Genomic DNA, 305 nt, shown 5'->3' on the forward strand with positions numbered 1-305 from the left:
ACTTTAATGCCACAAAGCATTTCTTTTAACACGCGCATAAGTAAAATAACAGCCTTACTATCATGTATATTAGCCATTGTAACCATGATTGCAATTAAAAAACCATTTTTATCAACTACCACATGACGTTTTATGCACTTAATCTTTTTATTTCCATCAAATCCTTTTAATGACCGGTAATTGCCCCAGCGAATATACTGGCTGTCCATAATACCAAGCGATGGCTCTGATTTTTGTCCTAGTTTTACTCGAAATTTGACTCGAAAATTTTACAACACTAGTTCTAATTGCACCATATCTGCACA

General features: G+C 34.1%; 1 protein-coding gene. It reads right to left on the bottom strand.

Features of this window, described 5'->3' with window-relative positions; all coding sequences use genetic code 11:
* Positions 1 to 209, bottom strand: a 209-nt coding sequence (locus tag GNY06_RS02815; RefSeq protein WP_244614346.1) for a transposase, incomplete at its 3' end; no start/stop codon positions are given.
* Positions 210 to 305: the final 96 nt, after the last annotated feature.

The organism is Elizabethkingia argenteiflava (assembly GCF_009904105.1).
In the GTDB taxonomy this organism is placed as follows: Bacteria; Bacteroidota; Bacteroidia; order Flavobacteriales; family Weeksellaceae; genus Elizabethkingia; species Elizabethkingia argenteiflava.